Source organism: Paenarthrobacter sp. NPDC091669, from assembly GCF_044756725.1.
GTDB lineage: Bacteria > Actinomycetota > Actinomycetes > Actinomycetales > Micrococcaceae > Arthrobacter > Arthrobacter bambusae_C.
In genome coordinates, this window is record NZ_JBIVTK010000001.1 from 324,198 (window position 1) to 346,789 (window position 22,592).

The following is a 22,592-nucleotide window of genomic DNA, read 5'->3' on the forward strand; positions in this document are numbered from 1 at the left end:
GCCAACCCCCTTCACGCATTCACACACCAGGAAGGTCCACCATGCCCAAAACATCTGCCCAAGGCACCCTCCGCCTCAACTCCCGGGACAGTCGCAATACCCGAGCCAGCGAGGATGTGACCCTTACCTTGGACTCATCCAAGCCAATGACAGTCCGGATTGAGGTTGACCACTGCCCGTGCGGATCGGAACACAACAGGGCCGGCTCCTACGTCGACAGTGACTTCGGCCGCTAGGCCTCACCACAACACTCCGCAACTCAACAGAGCAGGCGCCGGATTCCGGCGCCTGCTCTGTTGTGTGTCTACTGTGTGGTGTCTCTAAAGCCCTAAGGCCTATTTGGGCATCAGCACTGAATCGATCAGGTAAACCGTAGCGTTGGCGGTCTGGACGCCACCGCAGATCACGTTGGAGGCTCCGTCAACCGTGAGGGCATCCTTGGTGCCGGCAACCGTCACTTCGCCACCCTGGACAGTCTTGTGGGTGCCGACGATCTGGTCCGGGGTCAGCTGACCGGGGACTACGTGGTAGGTGAGAATTTTGCTCAGCAGGGCATCGTCCGTCTTGAGCGTCTCGATTGTTGCGGGGTCGATCTTGGCGAAGGCATCGTCAACCGGTGCGAACACCGTGAATTCGCTGCCGTTCAGGGTGGAGACCAGGTCCACCTTGGGGTTGAGCTTGCCCGAGACCGCGGCGGTCAGGGTCTTGAGCAGCGGGTTGTTGGAAGCTGCTACGGCTACCGGATCCTTGGCCATGCCCGTTACCGAACCGGCACCGTCCGGAACCTGTGCGGCGTAACCGGCGCAGCCGGGGCCAACAAGGTTGGCGGCCGGATCCATGGCGGCACTGCTCATGGCGGAGGCCGACGGCGAAGCAGACGGCATGGCTGAGGACGTCTCCGGAGCGGCAGATGCCGAGGAGGGCGAAGTGGAGGTGCTGGAACCACCACAGGCAGTAAGACCGAGAAGGGCGGCTGCAGTGAGGCCAACGAAGGCGAGGGCGGGGCGCTTTGTGGACAACATGTCATTCTCCTTGTTTTTGGAACCAGGGCGTTGGGTCCATTGGGTGGTGGGACACTGGCTGCTGATGCTGCTTTTGCTTCACCGGCGGTTTGTGTCTCACCAGCTATTCGGAGGATGGGACGGGGTGGATGGGTGCGGATTGAAAAAGTTTTTTAAACCAACCTCCGCAGGACTGGTGAAGGGGTTCAACCCGGTGACAGGATGGGCCGCATGGCTATCGAGGTTCGACCCGCAGCGGTGTTCGATGACGTGAAGACCATGGTGGGGCCCAAGAGCCCTGATTCCAACGTGTGCTGGTGCCTGAGTTACAGGATCCCGTCCAAACTGAACCAGGAGCTCCAGAAACAGGAGCGCGGGAAGTTCGTGAAGAAGCTGGTCTCAGAGGATCCGCCTCCCGGCGTTTTGGCGTACGACGGCGACGAAGTGGTGGGGTGGGCAGCGGTCCACCCCCGCGCGGACACCACTTTCGCGAAGAACCGCAAGATCCCCCACGTGGACGAGAGCAATGTGTGGTCGGTCTGGTGCATCCGGGTACGGCCCGGGCATCGCGGGAAGGGAGTCTCCCATGAACTCCTGCGCGGGGCCATCGACTTTGCCAAGAGCCACGGCGCGCCCGCCATTGAGGGTTATCCCGTGGACAACAAGGGCGGCAAGGTGGATCTGACCATGGCGTACGTGGGCACGCGCAGATTATTCGAGAAGGCGGGCTTCAAGAAGGTGACCGAGACGACGTCGGTCCTCAATGGCTTCCCCAGGGTCCTGATGCGCCTGGACCTCAACTAGCGCCCTGCAACCTTGCCGTCATCCGGTGGGCTTCCTCGAGGAGCAGCCTGCCCAGGAATTCCTGGCGGTCCGGACGGAACCTGGGCTCAATCCCGGTCAGCGAAAGAGCCCACGCCGGCTGGCCCTGCTGGTCAAACACTGCGGCTCCCATGCCCCAGCTGCCCTCCAGGATCAGCCCCGGATTGACGGAGTACCCCGCCAGCCGCGTCCGTTCCAGGTTGTCCCGCACCACATCGGCAGGATGTCCCACGGCGAAATCGCCAGCGTGGGCTGCCCACTTCTCCAGCAATGATTCCTGTTCTTCCGGGGGAAGGAAGGCCATGATGGCGGTCCCCGCAGAAGCCACCCCCAGCGGAAAGCGCACTCCTTCGTGAAGGACAAACGACCTCACGGGAAACGCACCCTCTTCCCGCAGAACACAGATGGTTTCGTTCCCGCGGCGGATGGAGAAGAACGCACTCTCCCCCGTTTCCGCAGCGAGCCTGCGCAGCGATGGACGGGCGATGTCCTCCATGGGGAACCGGGCAGCCGCCACTGATCCCAGCAGGAAGATCTCCGGCCCCAGCACCCACTTGCCGGCGTCGTGCTCCAATAAACCCTCGGCAGCCAACGAGGTCAGCAGCCGGTGCACTGTTGGCCGCGTCAACCCGGATTCCCGGACCAGCCCCGCCAGCGAGGTTCCCTCAGGCTTGCGGCCCACGAGCCTGAGCAACTGCGCTACCCTGCCGACGACCTGCGCTCCTTGTACCGCCACAACACCCTCCGGGAAATTTCATCCACAATATGGACAGCTTTAAGCCTAGCGTCCACACCGTGAGTAGCCAATACCGCGAGCCGTTGCGGGAATCGTGAACGAAACCTAGGCTCAGTCCTAAAGAAGCGCAGTCCACAAAGTGGACGCATCATCCATAGGCTCAACGAGGAGTTCGGAATGTCCACCATGTACGCGAGCGCAGCCCAAGCGCTGCAGAACCTGATGGCAGACGGCCTGACCATCGCCGTCGGGGGCTTCGGCCTGAGCGGAATCCCCGCGGACCTGATCGATGCCGTCCGGGAATCGGGCGCCAAGGACCTCACCATCGTTTCCAACAACATGGGGGTGGATGGCAAGGGTCTCGGCGTCCTGATCGAGGCCGGCCAGGTCCGGAAGGTCATTGCTTCCTACGTAGGCGAGAACAAGCTTTTCGCCGAGCAGTACCTTGCGGGGAAACTCGAGGTGGAGTTCACGCCGCAAGGCACCCTGGCTGAGCGGCTCCGTGCCGGCGGCGCCGGCATCCCCGCCTTCTACACGCGCACCGGGGTGGGAACCTTGGTTGCCGAAGGCAAGCCGCTGGAAGAGTTCGACGGCGTCACGTACGTCCGCGAGCGCGCCATCACCGCCGACGTCGCGCTGGTTCACGCCCACACGGCCGATACGGACGGCAACCTGATCTACCGCTACACCGCCCGGAACTTCAACCCGGTGGTGGCCACCGCCGGGAAAGTCACCATCGCGGAGGCCGAGGTCATTGTGCAGCCCGGCGAGCTGGATCCCAACCACATCGTGACCCCCGGTGTTTACGTGCAGGGGCTGGTTCAGGCCACCGCACGGGTCAAGGACATCGAACAGCGCACGGTCCGGCAGCGTGCCGTGACGCAACGCCCCGAAGCCCTCACGGTTTAGAAGCAAAGGAGCATTCACCATGGCATGGACACGTGACCAGATGGCCGCCATCGCGGCCGAAGAACTGAACGACGGCGACTACGTCAACCTCGGCATCGGCATCCCCACGCTGGTGGCCAACAACCTGCCCGACGGCGTGCGGGTGGTCCTCCAAAGCGAGAATGGCCTGCTCGGTATGGGCCCCTTCCCCTATGAAGGCGAGGAGGACGCAGACCTTATTAACGCCGGCAAGCAGACCGTCACCATCACCCCAGGCGGGAGCATCTTCGATTCCGCCACGTCGTTCGGCATGATCCGCGGCGGTCACGTGAAGGTGGCCATCCTGGGTGCCATGCAGGTCTCGGGCTCCGGGGACCTGGCCAACTGGACCATCCCCGGCAAGATGGTCAAAGGCATGGGTGGGGCCATGGATCTGGTGGCCGGGACACCGCGTGTGGTGGTCCTCACGGAGCACAATGCCAAGGACGGCACGGCCAAGATCGTCCGCGAATGCACGCTGCCGCTGACGGGCCTCAGGTGCGTTGACCGGATCATCACGGACCTCGCCGTTTTTGACATCGAAGAAACCCACGACGGCGGCACCCGCCTTCTGCTGACCCGTCTCGCCCCGGGCGCCACGGTGGAGGAGCTCCGCAGCAAGACGGACGCGGAGTTCACTGAAGCGCTCACCTCTGACGAACACACGCTTGAAGGAGCCAACGCATGAGCCTGAAAGACCAGTTCGGAAAAGACATCCTGCTCACGGGATGGGGACACAGCAAGTTCGGCAAGCTGACGGATGACACCTTGGAGTCGCTGATCGTCCAGGTGGCCGGCGAAGCCATCAAGGACTCGGGGCTGGACCCCAAGGACATCGACGAGATCTACCTCGGCCAGTTCAACTCCGGCATGCAGCCTCTGGGCTTCACGTCATCGCTGGCCCTCCAGTTGTCAGCGGACCTTGCCAACGTCCCCGCAACGCGCACTGAAAACGCCTGCGCTTCCGGATCGGCTGCGTTCCAGCAGGGCGTCAAAGCGGTGCTGGCCGGAACCGCACGCAACGTCCTGGTGATCGGCGCAGAGAAAATGACCGACGCCGGAGCGGATGTGGTGGGGGCAGCCCTCCTCGGCGCTTCGTACGAGATGGCGGGCAAGGCGTCCTCCACGGGATTCACTGGCCTGTTCGCTGAGGTGGCCAAACATTACGGGAAGCGCTACGGGGCTGGCATCAGTGGCCCGGGTTTTGAAAACGGCCTCGGCGATGTCCTGGGTTCCATTGCCGCCAAGAACCACCGGAACGGCATGGACAACCCCTATGCCCAGATGCATCGCGACTTCGGCGAGGAATTCTGCCGAACCATTTCCGAGAAGAATCCCATGGTGGCCGAGCCCTTGCGCCGCACGGACTGTTCGCCGGTCTCGGACGGTGGCGCCGCCGTCGTGCTTTCCACGTCGGCGACCGGGGGCGCAACTGCACCTGTGCGCCTTGCCGGGTTCGGTCATGCGAACGACTTCTTCCCCGCGGAGAAGCGCGATCCCACCGAGTTCGCCGCCACCAGGGCCTCGTGGGAGCGTGCGCTGGGCATGGCCGGCGTTGGGCTTGAGGGCCTGGACTTCGCCGAGGTGCACGACTGCTTCACCATCGCCGAGCTCATCATGTACGAGGCCATGGGGCTCACACCTCGCGGCGAAGGTGCGCGCGCGGTCCAGGAGGGTTGGGTATACAAGGACGGGAAGCTGCCCATCAACGTCTCCGGCGGACTCAAAGCCAAGGGACACCCCGTGGGCGCCACAGGCGTGTCCCAGCATGTCATCGCGGCCATGCAACTCACGGGCACCGCGGGGGACATGCAACTCCCGAATGCCCGCCGCGGTGCCGTGCAGAACATGGGTGGCGTCGGCATCGCCAACTACGTGAGCGTGCTGGAAGCCGTCTGACTAGCGGGACTGGATCAGCGGGACCGGATCAGCTCCGCGATTTCCGTAAACCCGAGCCGCTCTGCGTTCTGCAGGGCGGTTCGGCCTTGGGGGTCGCGGATGTCCGGGTTGGCTCCGGCCTCGAGGAGTTGCCGCACCACGTCCTGCTGGTTGGGCCCGCCGTTGTTGAGCAGGATGGCCTCCTGCATGGCCGTCCAGCCCAGGTTGTTGACATGGTCCACCGGGACACCGGCCGCAATGAGGATCCGGACGGTGTCCGTGTGCCCGTGCTCGCTCGCCGGGATCAACGCAGTGCCGCCGTACCTGTTGGTGCTGCGAACATCCGCTCCGGCATCCAACGTCAGTTGCAGGACCTCATTGAAGCCCTCCGCACCCGCATACAGGAACGCGGAGTCCTGGATATCGTCCTTGGCGTTGACGTTTCCGCCGGCCGCGATGAGTTCGCGAACCCTCGCGGCGTCGTTGGCCTTTGCGGCGAGGATCAAGAGCCGGTCAGTTTCGATTTGGGCCTCCGGTGACAGTTTTTGCGGCACAGCAGACGACGACGCCGGGCCAGCGTACGACGCCGGGCCTGAAGCCTCCGTGCTGGAAGGCGGGGCGACCGGCGTCGTGCTGGAAGCCTGCGCGCTGGAAGGCGGGGCGACCGGCGTCGTGCTGGAAGCCTGCGCGCCGGACGGCGGGGCTGCCGCCGTCGTACATCCGGACAGCAGCGCGAGCACCAGCAATCCAGCCCCCACCACTGGAGTTTTTGTACAGATAACGCCCCTAAAACGCTTCCATAAGGGCGGTATCTGTACAAAAACTCCTCGAGGATTCATGGCTACTTCGCTGCCGCGGCCAAGGCTTCGGCACCGGCCGTGGCACAGGCTTCGTCGAGGGCGCCGTCGGGTGCGCCGCCAACTCCGATGCCGGCCACCGACACGCCGTTGACCTTCAGCGGGACGCCGCCGGCCAGGAACAGAGTGCCGGGGAGGTCTGCGATGGACGGGCCGTTGCCGTTGATGCGCTTGGCGAGTTCGCTGGTGGGAGCACCGAATGCGGCTGCTGTGTAGGCCTTCTGCTTGGCGGCTTCGATGGTGTGCTCGGCGGCGTTGTCACCGCGAAGGAGCGCCTGGACGGTACCGAAACGGTCAACCAGGGCCACAGTGACGAACGGAAGCTTGTCCGCCTGGCACTTGGCGAGCGCTGCGTTGACGGCTGCGCTTGAGGCACCTACGGAGATACGGTTCTGGGCAACAACGTTCTCCGGCGCGGGCTGGACCTCGGCCGCAACCTTCGCGGGAGCGGCCTGTGCGGCAGCCGGTGCTGCGGCTGGTGACACGGCGTTGGCCACGGCGGTAACACCGCCGGTGAGCAGCAGTGCTCCGGCAGCGGCGGCGGCGATCATCTTGTTGGACTTCTTCACGGGGTTCTCCTTGTAGTGAGCGTCGGGTGCAGTGGTTGGCAGCGGGTACATCTCCATGCTTCCGCGGACGCCCCCAACGCCACATCGCCCGGTCGCCGTTCCCGGGCTCAGCCTTTCCGCCACCAGTATCAGCCAAAAGGTGGAGAGACCAATGCCCGCATGGGACCTAGCATGGGAAGATGCCCACTGCCCCTCCACAGCCGGCGCCGAGCATTCGGCTCGATGGCCGCATCGATGCTGTGGTGCATCTGGGCTTCGCCGTCCTGATGGTCGCGTCGGCGGTCCGCTACGTCATGCGGCACTCCCCCGCCGACAACCTCTGGACAGTAGCGTTGGCTGGAACCGTCTGTGTCCTGTACGCGGTCACGGCAGTGCTGGCCCGGCGGCGGGAACGTGGCCGGCGGCAGCCCGGCCAGCCGCGCCGCCTATGGATTCCGTGGATGATCGTGTTGGTGGGAGCGTGGGCGGCGCTCGTGGTTGCTGCCCCCAGCTTCGCCTGGTGTTCCTTCGCCATCTTCTTCCTCACCCGAACCGCATTCCGCGGGTGGGCCGCCTATGTGGCGGGAGGCGCGACGGCGGCCGCCACCGCCGTCGGGCTCTTCAGGATGAGCGACTGGACAGACATCGCGATGTTGCTGGGCCCGCTCGCCGCGGGCGCCCTGCTCACGTTGATCTACGACAAGATTGAGCGCGACCAGGAACGGCTTGCCGCCGGCGAGCGGGAGGCCGGAGTCGCCGCCGAGCGCGAGCGCGTTTCACGGGAAATCCACGACACCGTCACCCAAGGCCTGGCCAGCAGTCTGCTCCTCCTCGAAGCTGCCCAGCGTTCCTGGCCGGCTCCTGCGTCGGACCAGGACGTCCGCAAGGCAACTGACCTCCTGCGACGCAACCTCGCAGACACCCGCAGCCTGGTGCACGAACTCTCCGCGCCCGGCCTGGAAACCGGGCCCCTCCCCGAGGCCTTGGAACACGCAGCCCGGCAGTACGTGGAGACCATCCGTGTCCAGGTCACCGGAGATCCGCGCACCGTCCCTTCCGAGGTGCGGCACGCCCTGCTGCGCGTCACCCAGAGCGCCGTAGCCAACATCAAACTCCATGCCCGCGCGAACAACGCCAGCGTGACCCTTGGATACCTTCCGGATGCGGTCACCTTGGACGTGTACGACGACGGCCGCGGCTTTGATCCCGGAACGGTACCTCCGCCGTCGGAAACCGGAGGATACGGGCTGCGGGCCATGCGGCAACGCGTGGAACAGTTGGGCGGAGAATTGTCTGTGGAGAGCACGCCGGGCGAGGGCACCATCATCGCGGCGCAACTGCCGGTCGGTCCGCCCGCACAACCAGCCAACGGCACAAAAGAGGTGGCCCTGTGACCAGCATTTCCGTGGTGCTCGTGGACGACCACACAGTAGTCCGGAGCGGACTCAAGGCGTTGTTGGGCACCCAAGCCGATATCGCCGTCGTCGGGGAAGCCGCCTCCGGTGAGGAAGCGCTGGAAGCGGCGCAGCAGCATGCCCCGGACGTCGTCCTCATGGACCTGGCCATGGGCACCGGGATGGACGGTATCGAAGCCATCAAACAGCTCCGCCAGCGAACCCCCAAACAGGCGGTCATTGTGTTCACTACCTATGACTCGGACGCAGACATCGTCCGGGCCGTGGACGCCGGCGCCATGGGCTATCTGCTCAAGGACGCGGCTCCGGAGGAGATCTTCGCTGCGGTTCGCGGGGCTGTGCAGGGGAAGAGCGTGATGAGCGCACCAGTGGCCTCGCGCCTGTTCCAGCAACTGCGGAACCCGGACGAAATCCTCACCCCGCGCGAGGCTGAACTGCTGAGCCTGCTGACCGAAGGCCTCAGCAACCGTGACCTTGGAAAACGCCTCTTCATCTCGGAGGCAACCGTCAAGACCCACCTCGCCCACATCTACGCCAAACTGGGCGTCGAGACACGGGCAGCGGCCATCGCCACAGCTATCCGGCGCGAGGGGATGCGGTAGGAGACGCGGTTGGCTACTCTGGCCCTATGTCGGACGCAGCGGATCGCAAAATGTTCAAAACCCCGGGAACGGCTTTGATCGTCCGGGGAGTCCTCGCCATTGTTTTTGGCCTGTTGATTATTGCCTTGCCCAGCGCCACGGCGTTCGTAGTGATCGTCATGTTCGGGGTCTTCGCCATCATTGACGGCATCACCAGCGTGGCGCATTACTTCTACGACCCCGCAGGCCGTTCCCGCTGGAGCATAGTGGGCGGCCTGATCTCCATCGCTGCCGGCATCCTGGCCATAGCCTTGCCGGGAATTACGGCCGCGGCAGTGGGCGTCCTCATCGGCCTGTGGGCTCTGGTGCTGGGCCTTTCACAAATTGTGCTGTCCCTGGCCGCCAGGAATTTCGTCAGCAACTGGGGAATCTGGTTCCTGACCGGCCTCATCACCACCGTTTTCGGCATCTTTGTGCTGGTGAATCCGGGCCTGGGCTTCCTGAGCCTGGTGTGGATGTTGGCAGGTTTCGCGATTGTGATGGGATTGCTGCTCATCGCCTCCGGCATGGGGCTGCGCAAACTGTCCCACACGGAGCCGTTGTATGGCCACTAAGGTCGGGGTAAAAACCCGTCAGGGGATGCGCTCAGCGCCAAGTTCGGTAAGTTAGTGGCTGTGAAGATAGCTACCTGGAATGTGAACTCCCTCCGCGCCCGTGCAGACCGCGTTGAAGCCTGGCTCGAGCGCAGCGACTGCGATGTCCTGGCCATCCAGGAGACCAAGTGCAAGGACGAAAACTTCCCCTGGGAGCTCTTTGAGCGCATGGGCTACGAGGTTGCCCACTTCGGCGTGAACCAGTGGAACGGCGTTGCCATCGCCTCCCGTGTGGGACTGGAAGACGTTCAACGAACGTTCCTGGACCAGCCCGCGTTCGGCAAGGCCGGCAAGGATCCCGCCCAGGAGGCCCGCGCCATCGCCGCTACCTGCGGCGGCATCCGCATCTGGAGCCTCTACGTTCCCAACGGTCGTTCCCTGGACGATGAACACATGCCGTACAAGATCAAATGGCTGGACGTCCTGCAGGGCCACGCCGCCGAATGGGTCAAGTCCGATCCCACTGCGCAGATCGCCCTCATGGGTGACTGGAACATCGCGCCGTTCGACGACGACGTGTGGGACATCGAACTGTTCCGCACCAACAATTACACCCACGTCTCCGAACCCGAACGCGCCGCCTTCCACGCTTTCGAAGCCGCCGGATTCACCGACGTCGTCCGCCCTTACACTCCGGGCCCCGGCGTCTACACGTACTGGGACTACACACAGCTGCGCTTCCCCAAGAAGGAAGGCATGCGGATCGACTTCTGCCTCGCATCCCCGGCGCTGGCTTCGCGGGTCACCGGCGCCTCCATTGACCGCGAGGAACGCAAGGGCAAGGGCGCCTCGGACCATGCTCCCGTGATCGTGGAGCTCGCCAACTGAGTACACATCACTGACGAAAGGGGCGGCTGATATGACTGGAAACCTGTATCGGGGCCAGGCAGGGCTGCCCTTCTCTTCCTCGCTGCGCATTTACGAGCCCCTCGAAGCGTTCCCGCCCGAACAGCAGGGCCAGCTCGTGGCGAAGGGCAGCAAGAGCGGTTCCCGGGCCGCCGTCGAAAATGCGGAGCTGCAGGCCTCGCTGGGCCGCATCACGCGGTCCGGCGGTGACCCGTTCCCCACCGGCAGCACCGACCTTGTACGCATGACACGCGTTCCCACCGGACGGCACGCGGCGACGCCGGAACAAGCTGGAGCGGGCCAAGCAGCCGCTGCCGCGTCCCACCACAGTGCCGCATCGGCCCCGGAAGGGCACGACGCCGGACGGCTGCTTTACTGCCCCAGCCAACTGGTGATTCGGGCCGGGTTGGCGGCCAACGCGCTCATGGACGGCGTGCACAGTCCCCTGGCCGATCTCCTCATTCCCGTCTCGCAACGGGACAAGCACCAGGCCAGGATCGATCGGATCAATGCCGGGGAAGATGCCAAGCGCGTCCATACCCGGGCCTCAACGTGGGGTATCCCGTTCAGTTGGTTCTCGCTCTTCGCCGAGTCGGACCGCAAGGACGTGGTGGAGTCTGAGGGGCGCATTCTCACCGTCCGGGTGTGGACTCCCCTGACGGAGGCCCTGGACCGTGCACGCTTCGCTGTGGCGCACTTGGCTTTGGCTGCACCGGACCTGGACATGCTGGATGACCTGACTCAGCTCACCGAATGGCTGGAACTCTTTCATATCCAGTCCATGGTGGAGCTGGACTACGGCGCAGTGGCAGACAAGGTGTACCCGGACGAGTCCCCCATGGATGTGCGCTTGGGCATCGAGTGCCTGGCCGAGGGTGACATGACCGGCGCGGCCGCTGCCTACCGCAGGCTCGCCTCGCGGTGGATCCCCATCCGGCAGCTGGCACGCGCTTCCTGACGTTGGCCTTGCTTCTCTAGCGTTCGAGGACCACATCCTCGGTAGGCCTACGGGAAGGCCCGGGTCTTCCTAGCTTGCTGCTGGCGGGGCTGTTGTCTCGCGCACGATCAGCTCATGGGGAGCCACTTCAGAATGGACGGCTTCCGGGTTGCCGTCCAGCTCGTCAAGCAGCATTTTCGTGGCAAGTTCGGCCTGGTTGTCCGGGCGCTGGCCCACGGTGGTCAGGCCAATGGAGGCCGAGAAATCGTGGTCGTCAATGCCGATGACGGAGAGGTCCTGGGGCACCCTGACGCCATGGCGGCCGGCCTCGAAAATGACGCCCATCGCCATCTCATCCGACGAACAGAAAATGGCCGTCGGTTTGCGTCCAGGCTGGCTCCACAGCCGGTTGAAGGCCTGTTGGCCGCTGGCAACGGTGAAATCGCCCCACTGGTCCCATTCCGGGCGGACTTCCAGTCCGGCGTCGGTCATGACTTCCTGGAAGGCGCGGATACGCACGCGCGGTACGTCGAAGTTCAGGTCCGTTTCGTCGTCCCCGTGGAGCAGGGCGATGTCCTTATGGCCCAGGTCCAGGAGGTGCCGCACGGCGGTGGACGCGGCGTCGTAATCGTTGATGCCGATGTACGCGCAATCCTCCACGTGGCCGCCCACCACCACCAGCGGGATGTCGATCTTGTGGAGGTGTTCCAACTCTTCCTCGGTCAAGGACATGCACAGCACCAGCAGGGCGTCGATCTGTTTGTAGACCATGGTGGAACTGAAGAGCCGCTCGCGGTTGCTGCCGTGGCCGCCCAGGTTGAACAGGGAAAGGTTGTACTTGCGCGAATGCAGTTCCCGGTCCGCGCCTTCGATCGCTTTGGAGAAGAACCACCGGCTGACGAAGGGGGCCAGGACGCCGATGGTGCGCGTTCGGCCGGTCGCAAGGCCAGACGCCGACGACGACGCCACATAGCCCAGGGAACTGGCTACTTCGAGGATCTTCTCGCGGGTGGCCGGAGACACCCGCGGTAAACCCCGCACGGCTCGTGAGACGGTCGCCGTCGAAACTCCAGCGGCTGCGGCGACGTCTTCAATACTGACGCCGGTATGACCACCGCGTTGGGACCTACCCGTTGTTCGTGACACAGGCTCCCCTCTCCGGCCGCCGTTGCTCCGCCTTCACCTTAAAGGTGGACTTGTGCTTTGCATCCCTCGGTTACGCAGCGGCGTCATGCGCTGCGTAACCGAGGATGCGGTTCTTAGCCCTTGAGGCCGCCGGACAGCAGGCCGCGCACAAAGTAGCGCTGCAAGCCGAAGAAGACCAGGAGCGGAACAATGATGGAGACAAATGCTGCCGCCGGGTTCAGGTAGTCCCTGGCGCCGCGGGTACCGGAGAGCTCCGCCAAACGCTGCGTAATCGGAGCAACGTCCGCCGTGCCACCGGAGAACACCAACGCCACCAACAGGTCGTTCCAGACCCACAGGAACTGGAAGATGGCCAGCGAGGCAAGCGCCGGAACGGAGAGCGGCAGGATAATCCGCCAGAAGATGGTGCTGTGTCCGGCACCGTCCACCCTTGCTGCCTCGATGACTTCACCGGGAATTTCGGAGATGAAGTTGTGAAGCAGGAAGATGCCCAGCGGAAGGCCGAACATGGTGTGGGCGATCCACAGTTGCGCGTATGATCCTGCCGGCAACTGCAGGGTCTGCGTGAAGAACTGCAAGAGCGGAATGAGCGCCATTTGCAGCGGGATGATCTGCAGGGCAAAGACGAAGATGAAGAGTGCGTCCCGACCCTTGAACTTTCCCCACGCAAACACGTATGCGGCCATGGATGCCAGCACCAGCACAAAGATGGTGACCGGGATGACGATCGCTATGGAGTTGACGAAGTACTGCGAGAGGTTGGCGGACTGTGACCCCGCCGGGGTCAGGACGTCCGCATAGTTCTTGAACGTGAACTGCCAGTCGACGAAGGCATTCCACCAGCCGTCGGACCGGGGACCCACCTGCTTGGCGGCAGGACGGAACGAGGTGACAAAGAGGCCGAACGTCGGCACAGACCATACGACGGCGATGATGATCGCTGCCGCTGTGGCCCACTTGGAGGTGAGCTTGGTCTTGACGCGGCGCATGATCGGCTGGGCGTCCTCCGTGGGGTCGGATCCAGGACGCTGCCGGGTGGCCTTCGAGGCCTCTTTCGGGGCTGGCGTGGCTGTCAATGGATCTCCCTTTGCTTGCGAAGGACTCGAGCGTTGTACACAACGATGGGCAGCACCATCAGGAACAGGATCAGGGCCAAAGCGGCACCACGTCCCGGCTCACCGGCGCGGAAAGCCTGCGTGTACATTTCGTTGGCGACCACGGACGTGTCGTAGTTGCCGGCGGTCATGGTCCGGACAATGTCGAAGACCTTCAGTGTGGCGATGGTAATGGTGGTCAACACCACTACCAGGGCCCCACGGATACCGGGGACTGTGACGTTGCGGAACTGCTGCCACGCGTTGGCACCATCCAGTCGGGCTGCCTCGATGAGTTCCACCGGGACACCCTTGATTGCTGCCGACAGGATCACCATGGCGAAGCCGGTCTGGATCCAGACCATCACGATGATCAGGAAGATCGTGTTCTCCGGGGCATCCAGCAGGAACTGCTTGGGGTCCATGCCCAAGGCATCCCTGAAGAAGTTGATGACACCGGTCTGCTCGATGTTGGGTCCGCGGTAGTCGTATACGAGCTTCCAAATAATGCCGGCACCCACAAAGGAGATGGCCATAGGCATGAAGACCAACGACTTCAGAACCTTTTCGCCCCGGGCCTTGTCGATGAACACCGCGTAGGCAAGGCCAAAACTGGTAGACAGCAACGGCACCAGGACTGTCCAGATGACGGTGTTCCGCAGTGTGGTCAAGGCCTCGGGCTGCGTGAACATCCAGACGAAGTTATCGAATCCGTTGGCATTTCCACCGGCATCCGTGAAAGCGAGCATTGACGTGCGGATTGCCGGATAGACCAGGCCCACGACCATCAGGATCGCGGCAGGAGCAAGGAAGCCTGCCACCGTGACCTTGTCTTTGACTGATTTAGGAGCCCTGTCCACCAGCAACATGATGAGGCCGATGACCGCGGCGAATATCGCCAGGGCTATCACTACTTGTAGGAGTTTTTCTCCAATAAATTCCATACCCAACCTCCGGGGCGTGAGTGAATCACTAAGTTCCGGGAAAAGCACTGCCTCCCCGGCTGGGTAACCCAGCCAGGGGAGGCAGCACTTTGGGAGTTAGCTCTTAGGCCAGCTGGATTCGATGCTGTTGGCAACCTCTTGGGAGGACGTGCCGTTGATCCACTGCACGATGCCCTTCCAGAAGGAGTTGGAACCTACGGCACTCGGCATCAGGTCCGAGCCGTCGAACCGGAAGACGGTGTCCGGGTCCTGGAGGATCTGGACAGTCAGCTTGTCGAGGTCGGACTGGGCGTTGGCGGGATCCAGGCCCTTGTTGGCACTGACCACACCGCCCAGCTTCACGCGGTTGTTCGCGAAGTCGGCACTGGCCAGGTATGCCAGGAAGGACTGAACCTCAGGGGTGTCCTTGTAGGCGCCTACCATTTCGCCGCCACCGGTGACTGCTTTGCCCTTGCTCTCGTCGATCGGCGGGGTGATGAAGGCCCAGACATCGCCATCTTCAGCAACGTTGGTTCCTGCAGGCCAGTTGGCGGCCTGGAAGTTGGCCTGGTGGTGCATGGCGCAGGTGCCGTCAAGGACCGGCTGGCCGGCCTGGGCGAAACCGGTGCTCAGGATCGAGCGGACGTCACCGAAGCCGCCGTTAACCATGTCCTGGTTCAGCAGGATGTCGCCGGCCTTGTCGAAGGAATCAACGATCTTGGGGTCGTTGAAAGGAATCTGATGGGTGATCCACTGGTCGTAGACCTCGGGGCCATGTTCGCGCAGAACCACGTCCTCGATCCAGTCCGTGCCGGGCCAGCCCGTCGCCTCACCGGATTCGAATCCGGCGCACCACGGCTTCATGTTCTTGTCATCCGCGGCGATCTTCTTGGACAGCTCGATCATTTCGTCCCAGGTCTTGGGGACTTCCCAGCCCTTGTCCTTGAAGGTCTTGGGCGCGTACCAAACAAAACCCTTGACGTTGGCGAGCATCGGAGCGGCGTAGAACTTGCCGTCAACCGTGCCGTACTTCTTCCAGTCCGCGGACCAGTTCTTGTCCACGAGGTCCGAAACGGTCTGCGGAGCGGGCTTCAGGTAACCGGCCCGGGCCTGGGTGGCAAGGAGGCCGGGCTGCGGGAAGATCCCGACATCGGGGGCGGTACCGGACTGGGCACGAACACCGATCTGCGTCTCGAATTCCTTGCTGCCCTCGTACTTAATGGTGATGCCGGTGCAGTCTTCGAACTGCTTCCAGGATTCCTCGAGGTTGGTTGCTTCAATGTCCACGATCGTCGAATAGACGGAGACCGTCTTGCCATCGTGTTTTCCGTAGCTTTCGTAAGCGGAGCAATCATCCGAGCCTGCGGTCGATCCCCCGCCGCCTCCATCTCCGCTACAGGCGGAAAGGGTAAGTGCCAGAACACCGGCGGCTGCGACCGGTAGCAGGTACTTGGTTTTCTTCATGCTAAAGACTCCTCGCTGAGTACAAGTGATTCGGCGGCGCAATTGATGTGGTGACGCTCACACTAGCTAGGATATGCGTCAAAATGCAAGCGCTTACACCGAACGTAACCGCATCGATACCAAGTAACCTGCCGATATCGACCGGAAGGCTGCCGTGGCCCGTTGTGGCAGGGCAGATGAATCATCTCCCCTGCCGGCTGGAACCGGATTCGATTTGGTTACCCAATGTTGCCTATGGAAAAATAGGAAGTGTGGATGAACTTGAAGCACTGCAGACCATCGGCCGATTGATCAAGGAAGAACGCCTGGCCCAAGGATTGAGCCAGGTGCAGTTGGCCAAGCAGGCAGGTACCGCCATCAAGACCGTCCGAACCTTGGAATCAGGAACGCGGCGCACCCAGGAAATCAACCAGCGCAAGCTTGAGCATGCGCTGGGATGGCGTGCGGGGTCCGTATCAGAGGTCCTCAAGGGAAAATCGACGTTTGCTCCGGAAATGATCACTCCGGACGACATGCGCTCGGGAGACGAACCACGGCAGGGGCCTCCCCGCATCGCTGTCCCCGCTGCTCCCATCGCCCGGGCGTCGCACCTTTCCGACGAAGAACTCCTCGCTGAGCTCACCTACCGGATGATGCACCGCAACAGAGGCTGAGTATCGTCGCCTCAACTACCCGCTTGGCGCCGGACCATCTCGTTGATCCAGCTGGGCGCAAACGGTGAGGTGCAGTTGGGCGGGGTGGGGTAGTCCTTCAGGACCTCCAAACGCTCACCAATGTCCAGGGCCCTGGCCCGGTGTTCCGGAAATTCAATCCCGATCATGGCAAGGCATTGGTTCATGGCCCACTGGAGACGGTCCGGCGAGTCCTTCATGGTGGCCTCGATAATGTCCAGCAGGACCACAATGTCCAGTCCGTCCGGCTTCTTGACCACGCGTTCCGACGTCAGAGCCCACCCGGCGCTGGCCACAACAGGATCGGCGTCGGCGAACCAGGCCACCCGCAGCCCTTCGGAGTGCGGACTCTTTTTGACAACGTAGTTCACCAGCCAGTCCTGCACCTTGGGGGTCCGCGCTTCCCGGAGCATGCTGTCCAATTCGTCCCGCTCAAAGGCCTTGGGCCGGCAGATCAGCAGGGACAACAGCCTGGCCGCGGTGTCACCCGTGGTCCACAATTCACGTGATAGTTCCTGCTGCGTTTTCAGTCTCTTAGCGACAGCGCGCAGCTTGCTGAGGTTCACGCCGTGGTCGTCACCGTGTTTTTCGTTGATTTCCCGCGCACGGGGTTCTTCCAGCGCCGCCAGCTCGGCCATGAGCCCGGCCACTGTGGTGTCGAGCACCGTTGTTCCAGCCACTGCGGTCTCCTGTCCATCGCGTATGGACCTCAGGTTACTAGGTTCGGGCCGCCTGTTGGCCCCGAACAGCGTGATGGCAGCCCGCTTCCGCGCGGAATTCCGCGGCGGCTGCGAACTGCCATCCCGTTTTGTGGAGTTGCTACTTGTCGCCCTTCAGCAAACCGGCAATCTTCGAACCCAGTCCCTTGACGTTTTCGGCTACGTCTCCGGCGATTTCCTTGGATTTCTCCGCGACGTCTCCCGCCAATTCCTTGGCATTTTCTCCTACATCGCCGGAGAAGAATTCTTTGACATTTTCAGCGGCGTCACCCGCGAAATCTTTGACATTTTCAGCTGCATCACCGGCGAATTCCTTGACGTTCTCTACAGCTTCACCCGCGAATTCCTTGGCATTCCCCAGCACTTCACCTGCCGTGTCCTTGGCGTTTCCTGCTGCGCCGTTCACCGCTTCGGCTCCCGTGGTCTCTTCACTCATGGTGTTCTCCTCTTTACGGTCGAATATATGACGTAGCGTGCCATTGGAGGTTTTCCCCCTTGGAGTCAACTTAAGGGCTTGGGCTTGCGTTCTGCAATATCAGCGGACGCGCTCCGCTTTGGTAAACCTGGACCTGGCACCGGAAACCATGTGTACCAGTACCGGGGTTTTTTGGCCGATAACCAGGTCCAATGCGTCAACCAGTTGCGATATTTCGGCAGCCAGCAGGTGCGGCGCAACTCCCTGCCTGGGTTGAATCCGGATGCGCAGGCCTGGTCTTCCCCGTACCTCGTAGGTCGCCACTGAGGCGGCCGCGAGGTCGGTCCTCCCAGCGAGTGCCGCCCTCAGCGCTTGCTCGGCGACACCGCCACCGATCCGTACTTCTCCGTTGATGTGGCTGTCGTCATCGCTGGCGATCAGGAGGTTGGCCCTGCCCTTACCTTGCTGCGACAGCCAGGCGATCATGGCGATGATGATCGCCACCAGGACCGCCCCTGCCACAATCCACAGCCAGCTTTCCTCACGTCCGGGGAAGCGCGTTTGGCGGAAGGCACTTTCCATCCCTGCCCAGGCAGCGGCGGACCAGCCATGCCACCAAGCCGCAACAGCGGGCACGGTGGCCAGCAGCAGGAGAAGCACCCCTACGGCCAGGAGTTTCACCCCGATGATGAATAACAGCACACGATTAAGAGCCCGCGGTGTTCCGTTCACGCACCAATCACCCCCGACGACGCCAGGTTTACCCGCACCGAAGGCATCGGCACGGGAGACATCTCCTCAAGTTCTGCTTGCACTGCTGCCAGCACAATTTCCTCGCTCACCCTGCTGCCGGATGTAGGCCGCACATTGACCACCACCAGCTGCCGGGAAACGATCACCATGACCTGTTCCTGGGTAACGTTCGCAGCAGTTCGTGCACGACGTGCCAGCGCTGAGGCAAGAACCTCGTCATCAACCACGACGGCGGTCCGCGCGTCCCTGAGCAGATGCCGGGCCCGCCTGCCGGGCAGCACTGCGAGCAGGAAGAAGAACAGTCCCACCATGGCAACTACGGCGCCACTGGCACCAAGCAACAGTGGGGAAATACCTTCAGGGAGAGCGATGATGCGCCCGGCCGCAGTGGTGGGATCGATCAGCCACGGGGGTTGACCAACTGCCCGCACGCCTGCCTCAAGCAGGGCGTAGAGGCAGAGAACAATGACCAGGACGGCGGCAATGGCGGCAGCAGCGGCCCGGGAAGAGTGGGTTTCACGGCGCAGGATTCGGCTCATTTCGGGGTCTTCGCCCGCCACCGGTCCAGCTCCTGCATATCCCTCCAGCTGAGCTTGCTGATCCCGGGTGTTCCTGTTCTGGGTTTCCTGGTCCTGAGTCACTGAACGCGGCCACCCTCCGTGACGTGGGCTCCACTGATCCTGATGTCCACCCTGCTTAACTGGGATCCGCTGAGTCGTGTGACCGTTTCAAGAACAGCGGCCTTGGCAGCTACTGCACGGTCCCAGATGGAGCCGCCGAAGCCTTGGACGCGCAACGGGTCCCGCAGGACCTCGGTCAAAGCCGGGATGCTGATAGGTGCCACGATCGACAAAGCCAGCAGGCCGTCGTCGTCCGCCCAATCAGCGCGGATGTCGTTGGCCTCAACGCCGAGGGCCTCGGAGGCGGCGGCGCGCGCCAGGGATGTCAAAGCCTGGGTACTGATCCGGTTGTGGCCGGCCAGGCTGCTGGTGGAGTCCACAGCCTCAGCCACGCTCATGACGAAGAGCGCCGGCCCGTAATGGCGTCCAGGACGCTGCGGAGGTCCAGCTTTCCGTCGGCGGCCCGGCCGAGCAGCGCTCCGATGCCCATGAAGAGAAGGGAGATCAGGAATCCCCACAGCCCAAAGGAGAAGGACATGAACGCCACAAAGGCACCGATCGCGATTCCAACAACGGTCATGCTCACTGGAGCGCCTCCCTTTCCACTACAGCCGCTTTGCTTCCCGCAGGTTTGACCGGCGGAGCCACGTAGACGTCGTTGATCTCGATGTTGACCTCAATGACCTGCAGGCCTACAAGTTCTTCAACGGCGCGGAAAACGGCGCTGCGGACCTGGTTGGCGACGTTGTGCAGGGGGTATCCGTAGAGGGCCACGAGGTTGATGTCCACGGCCACCTGAGTCTCGCCGACTTCCGCGCGGACGCCCGCTGCGTGGTCCGAACTGCCAACGGCGTCGCGAATCGCGCCGAGCGCACGGGACGGACCCGAACCCAACGAGTAGACGCCCGGCACTGTGCGGGCAGCAATGCCTGCAACCTTGGCAACCGCCGCTTCGGAGATGATTGTGCGTCCAGTCCCCAGGATCTCGCCCCCAGGCACAGGATCAAGCTGCACGTTCTGGTCTTCCATGGAGCACTCCCCTTCTTTTGAGTACCACCCTAGCGTCTAGCTCCGACGCTTTGGGAGAAGCTGCTCTTCGGGCAACTGTTTTGATGTGACCCCGGCTTAAATGCCGGCTCCAGCACCCACTTCGGGCGGGTTATCCACATAGCAGAATTCTTGGCTGGGACGCTCTTGGCAGCCCACCTAGACTGGCCGACACATCACTAAACAGCTGCTGGGGAGCTTGTCATGCCGCGTCTTTCGTCTGCCACTTTTCCTTATGCCTCCTCCCGGACGGCAGCCCTGGCTGTGGGGCTTGCCCTGCTCCTCACGGCTTGCCAAGGCGGAAGTGCGCCAGATGGCCCACCCTCACAAACGGGCTCGACGACGGCGTCCCCCACCTCGAGCCCCGCCGCCCCGGCTCCTTCGGCTACCTCTGGCGCTCCTTCTGCATCCGCCATCTACAAGCCCGCAGACGCGAAGGGAAAAGCGCAGAACGTGCCCGTCCCCGTGATGCCCGAGTTGGCCAAGGAGAACTCGAAGGCGGGGCTGGAGGCGTTTATTGGGTATTGGTACGCGACGTACTCCTATGCGACGGAGACGGGTGACCTGACGGAATGGATGGCATCTACAGATACGACTACAGAATCGGGCGCTGCCTACAAGAAGGCCATAGAGCTCAATTACGTAAATGGGCGCTGGGTCGTGGGCGGGCGGATAACCACTCCGGTCATAGAAGTCCTCTGGAAAGAGGGGGCAGACCAACAGTCGGCAAAAGTGCAGGTGCTCCAAGAGCGTATTCAGTACTTTGATGCAGGCGGTAGCCCGGGGCAGGAAACGACGCCCGCATACAACACTGCCGAAGCGGTCATGCTCAGCTATCGGGACAGCAAGTGGCAGGTCATCGACAATGGACTGATTGTCGGTTAGCAGTGCAGCCATTTAGATGGAGTCATGTCATCCTCGCCGCCATAACAGCGCACGCTGTTCTCGCAGGTTCCTCGGCGTTTGCGAAAGACGAACCTCGAGTCAGCATCGGAAAACACGACACGGCCATCGACATCAACGCGAAGTTCACCATCGACCCAGTCACCGGTATGCCCTCAATGAATCTGGGATCCGCTGCCGCCACGGAGGATCCAAATCAGTACCTGGCTGACACCCACTGTCGCGCCGATGGACCTGACACCAAGGACCCCGGTTGCGATGCCCTTGAGTGTCCAGCCACCGCAACCAACAGTGAAGCAGGCACCCCCGTCATCTGGAAGGAAGCCCCCAAAGCCATCACCAATCCGGGTTGGACAGACTGGATCCCAGTCAGCGGACCCACATGCCTCTACGACCCCCAGCCGGAAAACGTCCTGGCCAACATCGCAGCCCGCATCCTCACCGACTTCCAACAACTACCCGTCAACCCCGGAACCCTCCAAGCCCAACCCTTCCCGCACACCCTCAAAGGCGGACCCACCAACTTCTACACCACCACCGCAGAACAAGGCTTCGACGTCACCATTCTCGGCCAAGCAGTCCACCTCACCGCAACACCAGCCCACTACACCTACACCTTCGGCGACGGAGGAACCCTAGGCCCCACACCGGTGGCCGGCTACTCCATCCCCGAAGCCGACTGGCTCACCAACCAGACCCGAACCAGCCACACCTACACCGAAACCGGCAACTACCAAGCCACCCTCACCACCGCCTTCACCGGCACCTACTCCGTCAACAACGGCCCACCCCTACCCATCAACGGAACCCTGAACCTCACCACACCAGCCAAAACCATCCAGGTCTGGAAAACAGAACGAGCACTCGTCGCCGACACCTGCCAGCAAAACCCCAACTCCTGGGGCTGCCCCGGCGCGAAGACCGACTAATAAAGTGAGTGTGCAGAGCGGGTGAGCGCAGGTGGAGGACACCTTCCGTGCGGCCTCCACCTACTTTGAACGGCTATGACCTTCGACACACGGAGAATTAGGTGCGTCGGCTTCTGCGACGAATCCAGGCGAACCAAAGTGGGTGGCGGCGGTACACGCACCCGCTCATCGGGTTAAAGAAGAAAAGCACCAGTTCCAAAGAACTGATGCTTCCCAGTGGTGGCTCCGACCGGCGTCGATCCGGTGACCTTTCGATTTTCAGTCGAACGCTCTACCAACTGAGCTACAGAGCCTAGGTGACATGTCACCTTGAGAACCGAATTTCTTCGGCGCTCAGAGCGACCCTGACGGGACTTGAACCCGCGACCTCCGCCGTGACAGGGCGGCGCGCTAACCAACTGCGCTACAGGGCCTTGCGTTTGCAGTATCTCTACCGCGTTTTTTTCAAGGCTTCTAGCTTACCAGACTTTTTTCATCCGATTTACCACTTCCTTGCGTACCCCCAACGGGATTCGAACCCGTGCCGCCGCCGTGAAAGGGCGGTGTCCTAGGCCGCTAGACGATGGGGGCCTGAACTCAATTCGGATTTCGCAAAAGAAAAGCGACGCTCTACGCGTTCTTTCCGTGTCTCGCTCGTCCGAACTGGACTCTAAAACTTTAGAGCATAGATGGCGATATTCCCAAATCGAGGTCTGCTGACCGTCCAG

Annotated in this window: 28 protein-coding genes and 3 tRNA genes; 13 read left to right on the plus strand and 18 right to left on the minus strand. The window is 62.6% G+C overall.

All coding sequences use genetic code 11. The annotated features are described in order from the left end of the window. The first annotated feature begins 41 nt into the window (after positions 1-41). Entirely contained in the window at positions 42-236 is a 195-nt protein-coding gene (locus tag ACIQLI_RS01460; protein ID WP_400384282.1) for a hypothetical protein, read from the plus strand. A gap of 99 nt (positions 237-335) precedes the next feature. Here ACIQLI_RS01460 and ACIQLI_RS01465 read toward each other — a convergent pair whose 3' ends face one another. After that, entirely contained in the window at positions 336-1,022 is a 687-nt protein-coding gene (locus tag ACIQLI_RS01465) for a fasciclin domain-containing protein (RefSeq protein WP_207596042.1), read from the minus strand. 210 nt (positions 1,023-1,232) lie between these two features. Here ACIQLI_RS01465 and ACIQLI_RS01470 point away from each other — a divergent pair, with 210 nt between their 5' ends. Further along, on the plus strand, positions 1,233-1,805 hold the full coding sequence (locus tag ACIQLI_RS01470) for a GNAT family N-acetyltransferase (protein ID WP_400384285.1): 573 nt from the start codon (positions 1,233-1,235) through the stop codon (positions 1,803-1,805). Here ACIQLI_RS01470 and ACIQLI_RS01475 read toward each other — a convergent pair. Continuing rightward, positions 1,798-2,559: an IclR family transcriptional regulator gene (locus ACIQLI_RS01475; protein WP_400384288.1), complete on the minus strand. Its 762-nt coding sequence runs from the start codon at positions 2,557-2,559 to the stop codon at positions 1,798-1,800. The two genes, ACIQLI_RS01470 and ACIQLI_RS01475, sit on opposite strands and share 8 nt — an antisense overlap. Before the next feature lie 177 nt (positions 2,560-2,736). Here ACIQLI_RS01475 and ACIQLI_RS01480 point away from each other — a divergent pair, with 177 nt between their 5' ends. From ACIQLI_RS01480 to ACIQLI_RS01490, 3 genes are read left to right on the plus strand one after another with little or no spacing between them, the layout of a single operon-like run. Then, positions 2,737-3,468: a CoA transferase subunit A gene (locus ACIQLI_RS01480; RefSeq protein WP_354228681.1), complete on the plus strand. Its 732-nt coding sequence runs from the start codon at positions 2,737-2,739 to the stop codon at positions 3,466-3,468. A 19-nt stretch (positions 3,469-3,487) separates the two neighbouring features. Beyond that, a complete protein-coding gene (locus ACIQLI_RS01485) occupies positions 3,488-4,174 on the plus strand; it encodes a CoA transferase subunit B (protein ID WP_400384291.1) in 687 nt (228 codons plus the stop codon). After that, entirely contained in the window at positions 4,171-5,385 is a 1,215-nt protein-coding gene (locus ACIQLI_RS01490) for an acetyl-CoA acetyltransferase (protein ID WP_400384294.1), read from the plus strand. The genes ACIQLI_RS01485 and ACIQLI_RS01490 overlap by 4 nt, the downstream gene beginning before the upstream one ends. A gap of 14 nt (positions 5,386-5,399) precedes the next feature. On the opposite strand, the gene ACIQLI_RS01495 is transcribed toward ACIQLI_RS01490, so the two are convergent. Together ACIQLI_RS01495 and ACIQLI_RS01500 are read right to left on the minus strand one after the other, a co-directional pair. Continuing rightward, positions 5,400-6,125 (minus strand): ankyrin repeat domain-containing protein, encoded by a 726-nt coding sequence (locus ACIQLI_RS01495; RefSeq protein ID WP_400384297.1) that lies wholly within the window; start codon positions 6,123-6,125, stop codon positions 5,400-5,402. Positions 6,126-6,205: 80 nt separating this feature from the next. Further along, positions 6,206-6,790 carry a heme-binding protein gene (locus ACIQLI_RS01500; RefSeq protein WP_400384300.1) on the minus strand — a complete coding sequence of 195 codons (585 nt, stop codon included), beginning with the start codon at positions 6,788-6,790 and terminating at the stop codon, positions 6,206-6,208. A gap of 179 nt (positions 6,791-6,969) precedes the next feature. Here ACIQLI_RS01500 and ACIQLI_RS01505 point away from each other — a divergent pair, with 179 nt between their 5' ends. The 5 genes from ACIQLI_RS01505 to ACIQLI_RS01525 are packed head-to-tail and all read left to right on the plus strand — an operon-like array spanning position 6,970 to position 11,222. Beyond that, on the plus strand, positions 6,970-8,163 hold the full coding sequence (locus ACIQLI_RS01505) for a sensor histidine kinase (RefSeq protein ID WP_400384303.1): 1,194 nt from the start codon (positions 6,970-6,972) through the stop codon (positions 8,161-8,163). After that, the gene (locus ACIQLI_RS01510; RefSeq protein ID WP_354228670.1) at positions 8,160-8,786 is read left to right on the plus strand and encodes a response regulator transcription factor; all 627 of its coding nucleotides are present in this window, start codon (positions 8,160-8,162) and stop codon (positions 8,784-8,786) included. The genes ACIQLI_RS01505 and ACIQLI_RS01510 overlap by 4 nt, the downstream gene beginning before the upstream one ends. Before the next feature lie 26 nt (positions 8,787-8,812). Next, complete coding sequence (locus ACIQLI_RS01515) at positions 8,813-9,379, plus strand: HdeD family acid-resistance protein (protein ID WP_400384306.1); 567 nt, start codon at positions 8,813-8,815, stop codon at positions 9,377-9,379. A gap of 60 nt (positions 9,380-9,439) precedes the next feature. Then, positions 9,440-10,246, plus strand: coding sequence for an exodeoxyribonuclease III (locus ACIQLI_RS01520; protein WP_400384309.1), 807 nt, complete (start codon positions 9,440-9,442; stop codon positions 10,244-10,246). A gap of 31 nt (positions 10,247-10,277) precedes the next feature. After that, entirely contained in the window at positions 10,278-11,222 is a 945-nt protein-coding gene (locus tag ACIQLI_RS01525; protein ID WP_354228667.1) for a hypothetical protein, read from the plus strand. Positions 11,223-11,291: 69 nt separating this feature from the next. On the opposite strand, the gene ACIQLI_RS01530 is transcribed toward ACIQLI_RS01525, so the two are convergent. From ACIQLI_RS01530 to ACIQLI_RS01545, 4 genes are all read right to left on the minus strand, one after another. Continuing rightward, positions 11,292-12,347: a LacI family DNA-binding transcriptional regulator gene (locus ACIQLI_RS01530; RefSeq protein ID WP_400384313.1), complete on the minus strand. Its 1,056-nt coding sequence runs from the start codon at positions 12,345-12,347 to the stop codon at positions 11,292-11,294. 113 nt (positions 12,348-12,460) lie between these two features. Next, on the minus strand, positions 12,461-13,423 hold the full coding sequence (locus ACIQLI_RS01535; protein WP_354228663.1) for a carbohydrate ABC transporter permease: 963 nt from the start codon (positions 13,421-13,423) through the stop codon (positions 12,461-12,463). Then, complete coding sequence (locus ACIQLI_RS01540; protein ID WP_354228662.1) at positions 13,420-14,385, minus strand: sugar ABC transporter permease; 966 nt, start codon at positions 14,383-14,385, stop codon at positions 13,420-13,422. Before ACIQLI_RS01540 ends, ACIQLI_RS01535 begins: the two co-directional genes overlap by 4 nt. A gap of 96 nt (positions 14,386-14,481) precedes the next feature. Further along, positions 14,482-15,828 carry an extracellular solute-binding protein gene (locus tag ACIQLI_RS01545; protein WP_354228660.1) on the minus strand — a complete coding sequence of 449 codons (1,347 nt, stop codon included), beginning with the start codon at positions 15,826-15,828 and terminating at the stop codon, positions 14,482-14,484. A 251-nt stretch (positions 15,829-16,079) separates the two neighbouring features. On the opposite strand from ACIQLI_RS01545, the gene ACIQLI_RS01550 reads away from it, so the two are divergent. Next, positions 16,080-16,481: a helix-turn-helix transcriptional regulator gene (locus ACIQLI_RS01550; RefSeq protein WP_026542619.1), complete on the plus strand. Its 402-nt coding sequence runs from the start codon at positions 16,080-16,082 to the stop codon at positions 16,479-16,481. A gap of 11 nt (positions 16,482-16,492) precedes the next feature. Here ACIQLI_RS01550 and ACIQLI_RS01555 read toward each other — a convergent pair whose 3' ends face one another. The 7 genes from ACIQLI_RS01555 to ACIQLI_RS01585 all read right to left on the minus strand — a co-directional run bounded on the left by ACIQLI_RS01555 (position 16,493) and on the right by ACIQLI_RS01585 (position 20,035). Further along, a complete protein-coding gene (locus tag ACIQLI_RS01555; RefSeq protein WP_400384317.1) occupies positions 16,493-17,179 on the minus strand; it encodes a DNA alkylation repair protein in 687 nt (228 codons plus the stop codon). A 139-nt stretch (positions 17,180-17,318) separates the two neighbouring features. Continuing rightward, a complete protein-coding gene (locus ACIQLI_RS01560; RefSeq protein ID WP_400384320.1) occupies positions 17,319-17,654 on the minus strand; it encodes a hypothetical protein in 336 nt (111 codons plus the stop codon). Between the two features lie 99 nt (positions 17,655-17,753). After that, a complete protein-coding gene (locus ACIQLI_RS01565; RefSeq protein ID WP_400384322.1) occupies positions 17,754-18,365 on the minus strand; it encodes a hypothetical protein in 612 nt (203 codons plus the stop codon). Next, positions 18,362-19,027 carry a DUF6286 domain-containing protein gene (locus ACIQLI_RS01570; RefSeq protein ID WP_400384326.1) on the minus strand — a complete coding sequence of 222 codons (666 nt, stop codon included), beginning with the start codon at positions 19,025-19,027 and terminating at the stop codon, positions 18,362-18,364. The genes ACIQLI_RS01565 and ACIQLI_RS01570 overlap by 4 nt, the downstream gene beginning before the upstream one ends. Continuing rightward, positions 19,024-19,404 (minus strand): hypothetical protein, encoded by a 381-nt coding sequence (locus ACIQLI_RS01575; RefSeq protein WP_089593422.1) that lies wholly within the window; start codon positions 19,402-19,404, stop codon positions 19,024-19,026. Before ACIQLI_RS01575 ends, ACIQLI_RS01570 begins: the two co-directional genes overlap by 4 nt. Then, positions 19,401-19,592, minus strand: a complete 192-nt coding sequence (locus tag ACIQLI_RS01580) for a DUF2273 domain-containing protein (RefSeq protein WP_026542624.1) — start codon at positions 19,590-19,592, stop codon at positions 19,401-19,403. Before ACIQLI_RS01580 ends, ACIQLI_RS01575 begins: the two co-directional genes overlap by 4 nt. Continuing rightward, positions 19,589-20,035 (minus strand): Asp23/Gls24 family envelope stress response protein, encoded by a 447-nt coding sequence (locus tag ACIQLI_RS01585; RefSeq protein WP_354228655.1) that lies wholly within the window; start codon positions 20,033-20,035, stop codon positions 19,589-19,591. Before ACIQLI_RS01585 ends, ACIQLI_RS01580 begins: the two co-directional genes overlap by 4 nt. Before the next feature lie 222 nt (positions 20,036-20,257). Here ACIQLI_RS01585 and ACIQLI_RS01590 point away from each other — a divergent pair, with 222 nt between their 5' ends. Together ACIQLI_RS01590 and ACIQLI_RS01595 are read left to right on the plus strand one after the other, a co-directional pair. Next, positions 20,258-20,938 (plus strand): DUF6318 family protein, encoded by a 681-nt coding sequence (locus ACIQLI_RS01590; RefSeq protein ID WP_400384331.1) that lies wholly within the window; start codon positions 20,258-20,260, stop codon positions 20,936-20,938. A 2-nt stretch (positions 20,939-20,940) separates the two neighbouring features. After that, positions 20,941-21,885, plus strand: coding sequence for a PKD domain-containing protein (locus ACIQLI_RS01595; protein WP_400384334.1), 945 nt, complete (start codon positions 20,941-20,943; stop codon positions 21,883-21,885). Between the two features lie 217 nt (positions 21,886-22,102). Here ACIQLI_RS01595 and ACIQLI_RS01600 read toward each other — a convergent pair. The 3 genes from ACIQLI_RS01600 to ACIQLI_RS01610 form a co-directional block, all read right to left on the minus strand. After that, positions 22,103-22,178: transfer RNA gene (locus tag ACIQLI_RS01600), tRNA-Phe, on the minus strand. A gap of 46 nt (positions 22,179-22,224) precedes the next feature. Next, positions 22,225-22,298 (minus strand) — tRNA-Asp (locus ACIQLI_RS01605). An 84-nt stretch (positions 22,299-22,382) separates the two neighbouring features. Next, positions 22,383-22,455: transfer RNA gene (locus tag ACIQLI_RS01610), tRNA-Glu, on the minus strand. Positions 22,456-22,592: the final 137 nt, after the last annotated feature.

Coding starts and splice junctions, on each gene's coding strand:
- ACIQLI_RS01460 (WP_400384282.1), top strand. CDS start 42: ATGCCCAAAACATCTGCCCAAGGCACCCTCCGCCTCAACTCCCGGGAC.
- ACIQLI_RS01465 (WP_207596042.1), bottom strand. CDS start 1,022: ATGTTGTCCACAAAGCGCCCCGCCCTCGCCTTCGTTGGCCTCACTGCA.
- ACIQLI_RS01470 (WP_400384285.1), top strand. CDS start 1,233: ATGGCTATCGAGGTTCGACCCGCAGCGGTGTTCGATGACGTGAAGACC.
- ACIQLI_RS01480 (WP_354228681.1), top strand. CDS start 2,737: ATGTCCACCATGTACGCGAGCGCAGCCCAAGCGCTGCAGAACCTGATG.
- ACIQLI_RS01485 (WP_400384291.1), top strand. CDS start 3,488: ATGGCATGGACACGTGACCAGATGGCCGCCATCGCGGCCGAAGAACTG.
- ACIQLI_RS01490 (WP_400384294.1), top strand. CDS start 4,171: ATGAGCCTGAAAGACCAGTTCGGAAAAGACATCCTGCTCACGGGATGG.
- ACIQLI_RS01505 (WP_400384303.1), top strand. CDS start 6,970: ATGCCCACTGCCCCTCCACAGCCGGCGCCGAGCATTCGGCTCGATGGC.
- ACIQLI_RS01515 (WP_400384306.1), top strand. CDS start 8,813: ATGTCGGACGCAGCGGATCGCAAAATGTTCAAAACCCCGGGAACGGCT.
- ACIQLI_RS01525 (WP_354228667.1), top strand. CDS start 10,278: ATGACTGGAAACCTGTATCGGGGCCAGGCAGGGCTGCCCTTCTCTTCC.
- ACIQLI_RS01540 (WP_354228662.1), bottom strand. CDS start 14,385: ATGGAATTTATTGGAGAAAAACTCCTACAAGTAGTGATAGCCCTGGCG.
- ACIQLI_RS01545 (WP_354228660.1), bottom strand. CDS start 15,828: ATGAAGAAAACCAAGTACCTGCTACCGGTCGCAGCCGCCGGTGTTCTG.
- ACIQLI_RS01560 (WP_400384320.1), bottom strand. CDS start 17,654: ATGAGTGAAGAGACCACGGGAGCCGAAGCGGTGAACGGCGCAGCAGGA.
- ACIQLI_RS01575 (WP_089593422.1), bottom strand. CDS start 19,404: ATGAGCGTGGCTGAGGCTGTGGACTCCACCAGCAGCCTGGCCGGCCAC.
- ACIQLI_RS01585 (WP_354228655.1), bottom strand. CDS start 20,035: ATGGAAGACCAGAACGTGCAGCTTGATCCTGTGCCTGGGGGCGAGATC.
- ACIQLI_RS01590 (WP_400384331.1), top strand. CDS start 20,258: ATGCCGCGTCTTTCGTCTGCCACTTTTCCTTATGCCTCCTCCCGGACG.